General features: G+C 45.4%; 10 protein-coding genes, 5 tRNA genes and 1 other RNA gene. 5 read left to right on the plus strand and 11 right to left on the minus strand.

Features of this window, described 5'->3' with window-relative positions; translation table 11 throughout:
• The first annotated feature begins 14 nt into the window (after positions 1 to 14).
• A tRNA-Arg gene (locus tag NFR28_RS06810) sits at positions 15 to 90 on the plus strand.
• A 231-nt stretch (positions 91 to 321) separates the two neighbouring features.
• Positions 322 to 564, plus strand: coding sequence for a glutathione S-transferase N-terminal domain-containing protein (locus NFR28_RS06815; protein WP_251179079.1), 243 nt, complete (start codon positions 322 to 324; stop codon positions 562 to 564).
• A 4-nt stretch (positions 565 to 568) separates the two neighbouring features.
• Here the strand turns inward: NFR28_RS06815 and NFR28_RS06820 are convergent.
• From NFR28_RS06820 to murI, 4 genes are all read right to left on the minus strand, one after another.
• Positions 569 to 645, minus strand: a tRNA-Pro gene (locus NFR28_RS06820).
• An 11-nt stretch (positions 646 to 656) separates the two neighbouring features.
• Positions 657 to 730 (minus strand) — tRNA-Gly (locus tag NFR28_RS06825).
• A 70-nt stretch (positions 731 to 800) separates the two neighbouring features.
• Entirely contained in the window at positions 801 to 1,406 is a 606-nt protein-coding gene (gene rdgB / locus NFR28_RS06830; protein WP_251179080.1) for an RdgB/HAM1 family non-canonical purine NTP pyrophosphatase, read from the minus strand.
• 55 nt (positions 1,407 to 1,461) lie between these two features.
• Positions 1,462 to 2,361, minus strand: a complete 900-nt coding sequence (gene murI, locus NFR28_RS06835) for a glutamate racemase (RefSeq protein WP_251179081.1) — start codon at positions 2,359 to 2,361, stop codon at positions 1,462 to 1,464.
• Positions 2,362 to 2,431: 70 nt separating this feature from the next.
• Between murI and ybaK the strand changes: the two genes are divergently transcribed.
• Positions 2,432 to 2,920: a Cys-tRNA(Pro) deacylase gene (gene ybaK, locus NFR28_RS06840; protein WP_251179082.1), complete on the plus strand. Its 489-nt coding sequence runs from the start codon at positions 2,432 to 2,434 to the stop codon at positions 2,918 to 2,920.
• 82 nt (positions 2,921 to 3,002) lie between these two features.
• On the opposite strand, the gene NFR28_RS06845 is transcribed toward ybaK, so the two are convergent.
• Positions 3,003 to 4,694: a L,D-transpeptidase family protein gene (locus tag NFR28_RS06845; RefSeq protein WP_251179083.1), complete on the minus strand. Its 1,692-nt coding sequence runs from the start codon at positions 4,692 to 4,694 to the stop codon at positions 3,003 to 3,005.
• 294 nt (positions 4,695 to 4,988) lie between these two features.
• Between NFR28_RS06845 and NFR28_RS06850 the strand changes: the two genes are divergently transcribed.
• Positions 4,989 to 5,729, plus strand: coding sequence for a hypothetical protein (locus NFR28_RS06850; RefSeq protein WP_251179084.1), 741 nt, complete (start codon positions 4,989 to 4,991; stop codon positions 5,727 to 5,729).
• A 154-nt stretch (positions 5,730 to 5,883) separates the two neighbouring features.
• Positions 5,884 to 6,253, plus strand: a transfer-messenger RNA (tmRNA) gene (gene ssrA / locus NFR28_RS06855).
• Positions 6,254 to 6,277: 24 nt separating this feature from the next.
• Here the strand turns inward: ssrA and smpB are convergent.
• The 6 genes from smpB to NFR28_RS06885 form a co-directional block, all read right to left on the minus strand.
• A complete protein-coding gene (gene smpB, locus NFR28_RS06860) occupies positions 6,278 to 6,742 on the minus strand; it encodes an SsrA-binding protein SmpB (RefSeq protein ID WP_251179085.1) in 465 nt (154 codons plus the stop codon).
• A gap of 29 nt (positions 6,743 to 6,771) precedes the next feature.
• A complete protein-coding gene (locus NFR28_RS06865) occupies positions 6,772 to 7,848 on the minus strand; it encodes a M42 family metallopeptidase (RefSeq protein ID WP_251179086.1) in 1,077 nt (358 codons plus the stop codon).
• A 6-nt stretch (positions 7,849 to 7,854) separates the two neighbouring features.
• The gene (locus NFR28_RS06870) at positions 7,855 to 8,136 is read right to left on the minus strand and encodes a hypothetical protein (RefSeq protein WP_251179087.1); all 282 of its coding nucleotides are present in this window, start codon (positions 8,134 to 8,136) and stop codon (positions 7,855 to 7,857) included.
• A 73-nt stretch (positions 8,137 to 8,209) separates the two neighbouring features.
• Positions 8,210 to 8,761 (minus strand): 2-thiouracil desulfurase family protein, encoded by a 552-nt coding sequence (locus NFR28_RS06875; protein ID WP_251179088.1) that lies wholly within the window; start codon positions 8,759 to 8,761, stop codon positions 8,210 to 8,212.
• Positions 8,762 to 8,814: 53 nt separating this feature from the next.
• Positions 8,815 to 8,890: transfer RNA gene (locus NFR28_RS06880), tRNA-Gly, on the minus strand.
• 27 nt (positions 8,891 to 8,917) lie between these two features.
• Positions 8,918 to 8,991, minus strand: a tRNA-Cys gene (locus tag NFR28_RS06885).
• Between the last annotated feature and the right edge of the window lie 134 nt (positions 8,992 to 9,125).

Raw genomic sequence — 9,125 nt, forward strand, 5'->3', positions numbered from 1 at the left:
ATCAACTTCGTTGTGCGCCCATGGCTCAACGGATAGAGCAACGGACTTCTAATCCGTAGGTTGTAGGTTCGAATCCTACTGGGCGCACCACTCTAACCATCAGGTCCAAAGTCTTTTGTCTCATCCCTTTTATCTTCATCTTTTGTGTTCTCAAAAAACAATCAGGGGACAATCGCGCGGCAATCCTTCAAACAAAATAGCAAACTACATAAACTACGTTTGTGTGTTCAAGCTTTGGGCATAAGTCCTTCTTGCAACAAACCTAAAAGAGATATTCCGATCTCAGTTTTTTCTTGTTGATAGTAAACAAAAGGAGTTCGCATGAAAACAATCGAAAACGCTGTGCTTTATTACAAGCCAACCTGCCCGTTTTGTCATAAGGTCATTTCGTATTTAGAAAATAACAAACTGAACATCAAGCTGGCTAACATCCTTGAGGGCGACAACCGTGAGAAGCTCATCACACTGGGTGGAAAAGCACAAGTGCCCTGCCTCGTACATCAGGGCAAAGCACTCTACGAATCAGACGATATTATTGCATGGATTAAAGAGAACTACTGTTAAAAAATGGTCGGGGCGACAGGATTCGAACCTGCGACATCCTGCTCCCAAAGCAGGCGCGCTACCAGGCTGCGCCACGCCCCGACGTAGAAGAATGGAGCGGGTGACGGGAATCGAACCCGCGTGGCGAGCTTGGAAGGCTCGAGTTCTACCATTGAACTACACCCGCAGTGCTTTAGGCATTATAGCCTAAGTTTTTGAAATCGTAGAAAAATCTTTGGAATATTCGATAATTGTCATTAAGCTTGGCTCTTTTGTACCATTTCTTTGAGTTTTCTCAGAGCATTGCCCCTGTGTGAAACGCTGTTCTTGTCTTCAGGAGCCACCTGCGCCAACGTACATTCGTGATTAAACACATCGGGGTAAAAAAGCGGATCATATCCAAATCCACCTTCTCCACATTCTTTATATCCTATAAGCCCTTCAACGCTTCCCTGCGCTACATATTCATGACCTGTTTCATCATAAAATACGATTGTGCAGACAAAACGGGCAGTGCGCTCTTGCTCTTCTACTCCTTCTAATTCCGACAAAAGCAAAGCATTGTTTTGCGCGTCGGTTGAATTTTCGCCTGCAAAACGAGATGAATACACACCCGGCCGTCCATCCAAAGCATCGACTACTAAACCAGAATCATCAGCCAAAACAGCGCATTGAGGACATAGCGCTTTTACCGCTTGAGCTTTAATGCGCGCATTACCCTCAAATGAGTCAGCGTCTTCTTCTGGATCTGAGGTAATACCCATCTCCTCAAGGGTCTTAAACTCCCAGCCATCAAAATCAAGAATCTGACATATTTCAGTGACCTTATGCTTGTTGTTACTTGCGATAACTATCGTTGGCATAATTACTCTCAATCTACTTTTTTACCCAAGGTTGCAAACATTCATTATCTATGAATCACTCGTCAAAACTAATCGACCAGGCATGCTCAATAGGTTGTCGAAAGGCTCGGCTTCCAAACGATTTAAACTCTTCAACATTTTCTCCTGTTGTAAAAAAGTCATAGGATGGAACCGCGGTTTCAGGGGCGAGCGCATTTTGCCTTCTGAGGATTTCTGCTACATCTTTAGCCGCCTCTGCAGCGGAAGAAATCAAGGTAACTTCTCTCCCAATGACACTGCCAATTAATGCTTTCAACAGGGGAAAGTGCGTACATCCAAGTACAAGAGTATCAATATCGCATCTTCGCAGCGGCTCAAGATACTCTCGTGCAATTTCCTGAAAAGCTGGGCGAACATACACCTTAGAGGCAAGTGAGGTGTAATCTTCAATAGGACCTTCAGCCATACGGATACCTTGCTCAGCAATTTCCACAAAGCGCGGCGTAGCGGTAGAAAAAACAGTGATTCCTGCATCAATATGTCGAATAGCGTCAGTATAAGCGTTTGATTCAACCGTCGCCTTCGTAGCAATAACACCTACGCGCTTATTCTTTGTAGTCTGAGCCGCTGCTCGTGCACCTGGCTCAACCACTCCAATAACCGGCACCGAAAACGTTTGCTGCGCATGTACCAAACCTGCAGCAGTGGCAGTGTTGCAAGCAATTACCAGCATCTTAACACCGCGCTCAACAAGCCAACTCCCGATTTGCTGCACAAATCCGTCTACCTCAGATAATTCTCGAGGTCCATATGGACAGCGCGCAGAATCACCGACATAGACAATTGATTCATGAGGAAGCGCTTTTGCGATTGCGCGCGCTACTGTAATACCACCAAAGCCTGAATCAAAGATGCCAATTGGTGCACAGCTTGAAATGTTGTTGTCTCTTATCATGTTGTTAGTATAACCTAGCATAGCAACCGTGAACGAATCCTCTAATGACATCACATCGTGTTTACACCAAAGAGAATAGAGCGTATTCATTATGTCAAAGTCACACGCTGAGAAAAAAACTAATGCAATCCGCGAAGTAGAAGCTTCGGGTCTACCTTGTATCGTTCGCTATTTTGAATGCCCTGAAGCGTTATCAGGCACAGAAGTGGCTCATCTTTTAGAGCTTGACCCCGATAAAGTATTCAAGACGCTTGTAACACAAGGTAAAACTGGTCAGCACTATGTTTTTATGATCCCTGTCGAATGCGAACTTGATCTTAAAAAAGCAGCGCAGGCATGTGGCGAAAAATCCATTGCTATGATTAAGTCTAAAGAATTGCTGCCATTAACTGGTTACATTCACGGAGGTTGTTCGCCTATTGGAATGAACAAAGCATTTGACACATACATAGACGAAACAGCCCAGCTCTATGACACGATAACGTTTTCAGGAGGACGATTGGGATGCCAGCTTGAAATGGCACCCTCTGATCTTTTCCAGCTTATCAATGCCAGCTTTGCAGACTTAACGTTAATATAGGTTTTCATCTGAACGCACAAACTCATACGTCTGTAACGCACTTACCAACAACCTGCCTGTAACCGACCATTACTTCCCTGGTTTACCAGTGGCTGACGACTACGTCGCCTTCCTCAATCAGATCATAAAGCTCTTTTGCTTTGTCAACAGGCAAATTGACGCACCCATGACTGCCAAAGCCTTCCTTGAAACGCTCACCGCCAAATTCGCTTTGCCAATCTGCATCATGCAAGCCAATAGCATTTCCGTCAAAAGGCATCCAGTATCTTACTTCGGTTTCATAAATACGCTTATCACCCTCATAACCAATGAGTTTTGAGGGGCTTGCCTTTCGGTTGAGCCAAAAGACACCTGTTGAAGTATCATGCTCACCATCAGGTTCACCAGAAACGCAATCAGACTCCCAGACCAATTCACCCTTATCATCATAAAGGCGAACGTATTGTTCTGTTAGGTCAATATCAAGGTAACGCTTGCCCCAATCTTGCTCACCGGGAGCGGTATATGCATCTCCCTCAGAAAGCGTAGGGACTGATATCGTTTGGACAGCTCCGCCATCTACCGCATCTCGCACCATTGTCTGAAGTGCTTCACCATCAACTTCCCAACCATAAATACCGCCATCAACGGTGCATTCTTTACCATCGGGACGCTTATAGGTGCGTTGCGTACCTACCGTTGAACAGTCCTTTACCAGATTATCCACCCATTCAGTGAGCTTTTCGGTATCAAGTGTTGCCTGTAGATTTTCATCAATGGTGATCCACTGCGATAGTAAATCAGCATTGATCTCTCCTACGTCAATACCATCCATATCCAACACAAGGTTAGCCGTAATCATCTTATTTGCTTGAGAGGCCGCATCTGCCAAGCGCTGGTCCGTTGAAGTGACTTCAGGCTGCAAAAGATCCGCATCGGTCAGTTTTGCCTGAGAAGAGAGCGCAATAATTGCTTCGTCTGCCGCACGAATTACAGCATCCGGATTAAGCGCCGTACCAGGTTTTTCAGCTCGCACTACAAAGGAATGAGTAGTAGCATCATAGCCAATAGTTGCGTTTGTTGGCTGTGTGGCATTTGCATTATATTCTTCTACGGCTGCACGAATAACATCACCCAAGCCAGAGTTGTTATAGGTGGTAACAAGTGCGCCGGTTTCATCATGGGGTTTCTGTAGCTCATTTGGCCAATCCCAAGGATTTTCGTGAGAAAGCGCCGCACGAACTACCGCCTCAGCATCAATAGCTAAGCCTGCATCTGAAGCAGTAAGATCCAAATCAAATCCATCACCAACTATTGACAACTCATAACCTGCGATGGACTGCTCAATAGCATCTTGAGCCTCATCGGCAGTCATAAGTGAGACATCTAAATTGCCAATTTTTGATTGAGGCATAAACCTATCGGTGAAATAAAGAGCCACTCCAGAATATGCAGCAATAGCCAGTATGAGCAATACACCTGCAGTGATTGCCAGAATTTTTGCAGCGCCATGTTTTCTTCCATGACGCTTAGCATTCGTCATGTCAATTTGTCTCACAGGCGTATTCAGTGCTGGCGTAAATGCGCCTTCACGTATAGGTTCAGCTGACGCCGAAGTCTGAGTATCAGAAGCTTCCTTTGTTTCTGCAGGAGAGGTTACTTGATCAATTTTAGTAGTTTCATCAGTTGCCTTCGCCGGAAGATCTGCTCCTACAGTACTATTCTTTTTTGCCTTATCTGAAGACACGCCAGCCGCATGACGACCGCGTGACGTTTGGTTCTTCTTTTTTGCCATGTTCTCTCTCAAAAAACGAATCGTCTTTTCAATGCATCAATTATGGTTCGTTCAAAAAACGGTCCATTAACCACAATAAAGATAGGTGTCCTAAATGGTAACAAATGTTTTTAATTTTCACGATAAATCTGACAGAATATCGACCGAAATCACGCAACTTCTGCTCCTCAACCGTTCATAGGATAACTTTAGACAACCTGTAACCTCATCTATAAAAGAAGTGATCTATGATGATTACTAGCAATACAAGAAGCGATGTGTTTCGCGCCATAGAATCAACAAAGGAGGCTACCTATGAGCCTAGAAGATGAGTTAACAGACCTCGAATCTGGGGCAGAAACCGACGCTGAGCAAATTGATGAAGAAACCGAAATTGAAGACGTTGAATCCTTTTTAGATGACGAGGTTATGGATCCTACAGACCTCACCACAGATCTAGAACATGCCTATCGAACCTTTGAATCTAACTCTGGCTATGATGGCGAAGACGTAGATCCTACTGCTCCAAGCTTGGTTGAAGAAACCATTACAGATGAAACTGGAATGTTTCTCTCAGAAGAGGGATATCACATCATTGATCCTGATGGTGACGACACTTCAATGGATGACCTTCCCAATGAAGGCACTTTAGATGATTATGACGTAGACTACCTTGCCGAAGATTCTGAAGAAGTAACCCTTGTTGAGCCTTCAGACAATGATTACGGGTTTGAAGTTGTTGAGATTGAGCTCAACGATGATGACGTTGTTCGCTATATCGTCAACGATGATGACGAAGAGATTGGTTTTGTCCTGCTTGAAGATGGCGAAGAAGTTGAATACTACTACGTTGAAGACGAAGATGAAGTCTTTGATGACGATGACGATGACGATGACGACGAGTTTGATCTCGGCATCACAAAAGAAGGAGTAGCTGCAGCAACTTCTGACATGAATGCTATTTACAAGGATGGCGTTGCAGTAGCAGCCGAGCTTAAAGATGCCTTTGATGACATCAAAGGCGCACTTGACTTTTCTTTCTTGAAGAAGAAATAGCATTTATTGCTTAATTGATGCAGTATTACTTGCATGAGTAAAGGCAGGCTGTTAGTATGACCTCCTGCCTTTTTTGGCAAAGAACCTTGAAAATGGTGGATCAGCGTTTCTAATGGGTACGCTTTGTGCGTATATCCCATAGTTGTATTTACATGGGGGCGACTGGTTTCGACATGGTATGTTTGAATTGAGGAGCAGGTCGTGGTCTCCTCGCCACGTTAAACAGGGGTAAAGTCAATTTAATTGGCAAAAATAACACTCAGAGCGCTCCGGCGCTCGCCATGGCTGCTTAATTGCACCTGGCCGCCAACCTTGGGAAGTCCCCGACCCAAGCGCGGTGTCATCTGAGGGGAATGCATCTAAACACGTAGCCAGTATGGTTTAGATAAAGATTGAACTGACTCGGAAAGGTTTTGTTTGTTTGTGGACTAAACCGTTCTTAAACTTTGACCATAAACTAAGCTTGTAGGTGCCTCAAGGAGAATATAGTATGGACCGGAGTTCGATTCTCCGCGCCTCCACCATTTCACTCATGTTTCAATTATTCTTTATCGGCTCCGCTCTTTAAGCGCACGCTCAACTTCGCGTTTTGAATCTCGAGCCGCCATGGACGCACGCTTGTCGTAGAGCTTTTTGCCACGCGCCAAGGCAATTTCCACCTTCACGCGACCATCCTCATTGAAATACATCTTAAGTGGCACAAGCGCATAACCTTTTTCCTTCACTTGCTCAGCAAGTTTGCGAATTTGACGCTTGTGCAAGAGCAACTTGCGTTTTCTATCGGGATCAGGATTTGCAATATTGCCATGTGAATAAGGCGCAATATGTACATTGTTAAGCCATACTTCCCCATCACGAATCAGCGCAAAGCAATCCGTCATCTGACAGTGATTTTCACGCAGAGAGCGCACCTCAGTACCAGTAAGAACGATACCTGTTTCAAAGGTTTCTAAAATTTCATATTCGTGAAATGCTTTTTTGTTCTGAGCAATTGATTCTTGAGAACGCTTCATAACCAAACATCCTTATCGCAGCATCATGATTAAGAAACGCCCGGAACGAAACATGCATCTTCGTCTAAATCCTGCGCAAAACGAACGAGCAACTTAACCGTTGCATCTAAATCCTTCAAAGACACAACTTCAGTTGGTGTATGCATATAACGAAGCGGGACAGACACTAAACCGGTTGGAATACCACCGCGTGATACTTGAAGCGCACGTGCGTCGGTTCCTGTCACTGAAGGCTCAGCTTCAATTTGATAAGGAATTCCTTCAGCCTCAGCTGCAGCAACTAAGCGAGCAAATACTTCGTGATTAATATTTGGACCACGTGCAATAACCGGACCTTGTCCGCAACAAATTTTTCCATATTTTGATTGCGAAATTCCCGGATAATCAGTTGCATGTGTCACATCAAAGGCAATTGCAACATCCGGATTGACACTATATCCCGACGTCGTAGCTCCTCGAACGCCAATTTCTTCTTGAACCGTACATGCTGCAATGAAATCACCTGGCGCTCCCCCTGCCTCTGCAAGCTTTTCAAGAACGCGAGAAATAATCCACACGCCACATTTATCATCAAAAGCTCGAGACACGGCCATATTGTCACCAAAGCGCTCGAAGCCAACGGCAAAAGTTATCACGTCGCCAACAGAAACGAGTTTTTTCACCAGCTTAGGCTTCATACCCAAATCAATCACCAATTGATCGAGCGGGGTTACCGTAGTACGCTCATCAGCTTTAATGAGATGAATAGGTTTTCTTCCTACAACTCCGCGAAGTGGTTCTTCTGACTGTGATGCATGCACATCAACGCGCATTCCTGGCAAAATTGCAGCGTCTACACCACCAACCGCCGCTACCGATAAAAAGCCGTCATCTGAAATATAGGTAACCATAAGACCTATTTCGTCCATATGCGCTGACAACATAAGGGAAGGTCCTTGTGTCTTGCCTTGTAATCGAGCATGCACAGAACCCATAACGTCAGTTTGAATTTCTGTTGCCACTAAAGCCAGGCGATCGCGTACAAGCTCTGCTACTCCCTCTTCGCTTCCTGTTGCCGAGGGTGTCTCTAAGAGTTTCTTTAAAAACTTAACTTCTTGTTTCTTCATAATGACCTACCAATATTCTTTGCGTACCGCACGTTTACGTTCGGGTTTTGGTGGACGAAAATCAAGCATCATTTGACCATCAACTTCAGCCTGTGATGCCTTCTTCTTTTCCACCTTTACAATAGACCACGAAACAGCATCTTTACCAAACAGTTCAAGCATCTTTAATCGCGCGTCATGAATGTTGGCTTTTGAGCCAGCGCGAGCATCGCTCTCAAACTCAAAGAGTCCTAAACCGCGCGCATCTGATGCTGCCGGCGACTGATAATGTGCCACATATGTTTGCATGCTGTCCCTTCTCTAACTCAAATATATCTTTTCTCGTAGCTTGCGTCTTTTCGCACATTTACCGTTGTTAAGTTTAGTTAATTGTTGCGTTCTTTTGAACCCACAACGCAAAGTCCTCAGCATCCCAACCACACGCAACATCACTGCACTCATCGGCATGCTTTGCACAATACTCGCTAAAAAGATCCATTATGCGCTCTTCGCTTACAACAACCATACCATTCTGGCGAAACAATTGCGTGGACATACCCTCGCCCTCAATCATTTGCCCAGTAAAAGAACCATCATATATGCGTGATGATCCACACGAAGGACTACCTTCCTTAGCTATCACAAGAACAACGTTGTTTGCCTTCAGTTGCGCAAGTGCCTGTTTTGCTCCCATACGAAAGGCATCGGTTACATGAGCGCCCGCACGCGTCATAGCGCAAACCGACATATCGCTTCTGACAAGTTCAGAAGGGTCACGCGGCGTTGATAACCCACCTAAGACTTCAGGACAAAAGGGAATCACCGACACCTCAGGTGCCTGTATAAAACTCAACGCAAGAGACGATGGCTTAGCTTGACCATCCCAGCGACACGGCTCGCCCAAAAGACAAGCGCTTATGGCTATTGCAACCATGGTTGACCCCTTAAAGCAACAAAGCCGATCATAAGACCGGCTTTAAGAATCAATGGAGCGGACAACGGGATTCGAACCCGCGACCCTCACCTTGGCAAGGTGATGCTCTACCAGCTGAGCCATGTCCGCATATGTCTCTCTTGCAGAGATAGCGAATGGAGGCGACGCCCGGAATCGAACCGGGGATAAAGGCTTTGCAGGCCTCTGCCTTACCGCTTGGCCACGTCGCCACAAAATCGCTTCATTAATAAGGCCGGTCAAACAACCGCCTGACCGGCCTTTTAATGTCAATGGAGCGGACAACGGGATTCGAACCCGCGACCCTCACCTTGGCAAGGTGATGCTCTACCAGCTGAGCCATGTC

The sequence above is a fragment of the Adlercreutzia agrestimuris genome, from assembly GCF_943193125.1.
In the GTDB taxonomy this organism is placed as follows: Bacteria; Actinomycetota; Coriobacteriia; order Coriobacteriales; family Eggerthellaceae; genus Xiamenia; species Xiamenia agrestimuris.

Excerpts from the sequence above, each read along its gene's own strand:
- NFR28_RS06815 (WP_251179079.1), top strand. The coding sequence starts at position 322 with ATGAAAACAATCGAAAACGCTGTGCTTTATTACAAGCCAACCTGCCCG.
- rdgB (WP_251179080.1), bottom strand. The coding sequence starts at position 1,406 with ATGCCAACGATAGTTATCGCAAGTAACAACAAGCATAAGGTCACTGAA.
- murI (WP_251179081.1), bottom strand. The coding sequence starts at position 2,361 with ATGCTAGGTTATACTAACAACATGATAAGAGACAACAACATTTCAAGC.
- ybaK (WP_251179082.1), top strand. The coding sequence starts at position 2,432 with ATGTCAAAGTCACACGCTGAGAAAAAAACTAATGCAATCCGCGAAGTA.
- NFR28_RS06845 (WP_251179083.1), bottom strand. The coding sequence starts at position 4,694 with ATGGCAAAAAAGAAGAACCAAACGTCACGCGGTCGTCATGCGGCTGGC.
- NFR28_RS06850 (WP_251179084.1), top strand. The coding sequence starts at position 4,989 with ATGAGCCTAGAAGATGAGTTAACAGACCTCGAATCTGGGGCAGAAACC.
- smpB (WP_251179085.1), bottom strand. The coding sequence starts at position 6,742 with ATGAAGCGTTCTCAAGAATCAATTGCTCAGAACAAAAAAGCATTTCAC.
- NFR28_RS06865 (WP_251179086.1), bottom strand. The coding sequence starts at position 7,848 with ATGAAGAAACAAGAAGTTAAGTTTTTAAAGAAACTCTTAGAGACACCC.
- NFR28_RS06870 (WP_251179087.1), bottom strand. The coding sequence starts at position 8,136 with ATGCAAACATATGTGGCACATTATCAGTCGCCGGCAGCATCAGATGCG.
- NFR28_RS06875 (WP_251179088.1), bottom strand. The coding sequence starts at position 8,761 with ATGGTTGCAATAGCCATAAGCGCTTGTCTTTTGGGCGAGCCGTGTCGC.